Source organism: Microtetraspora sp. NBRC 13810 (assembly GCF_030268685.1).
Taxonomy (GTDB): Bacteria; Actinomycetota; Actinomycetes; order Streptosporangiales; family Streptosporangiaceae; genus BSRQ01.
Genome location: NZ_BSRQ01000069.1, coordinates 1 through 498 on the forward strand (window position 1 = coordinate 1; position 498 = coordinate 498).

At 66.9% G+C, this 498-nt stretch carries 1 pseudogene; it reads right to left on the bottom strand.

What is annotated here, in order from left to right:
- Positions 1-498 (bottom strand): annotated as a pseudogene (locus QSK26_RS41480) (DNA-directed RNA polymerase subunit beta); the annotation flags it as partial.

Below are 498 nucleotides of genomic sequence, written 5' to 3' on the forward strand. Positions count from 1 at the left end.
CTCGTCGCCCTCCTCGCGGGAGAACACCCGGACGCCGATGACCTTGCCCTGCTCGCCGTGCGGCACCTTCAGCGAGGTGTCACGGACCTCACGCGCCTTCTCACCGAAGATCGCCCGCAGCAGCCGCTCCTCCGGCGTCAGCTCCGTCTCACCCTTCGGCGTGACCTTCCCGACCAGGATGTCACCGGGAACCACCTCGGCCCCGATCCGGATGATGCCGCGCTCGTCGAGATCGGCCAGCACCTCTTCCGACACGTTCGGGATGTCCCGGGTGATCTCCTCGGGACCCAGCTTCGTGTCCCGGGCGTCGACCTCGTGCTCCTCGATGTGGATCGAGGAGAGCACGTCGTCCTGCACCAGCCGCTGGGACAGGATGATCGCGTCCTCGTAGTTGTGACCCTCCCACGGCATGAACGCCACCAGCAGGTTCTTGCCCAGCGCCATCTCACCGTTGTCGGTGCACGGACCGTCGGCGATCACCTGGTTCACCTCGACCCG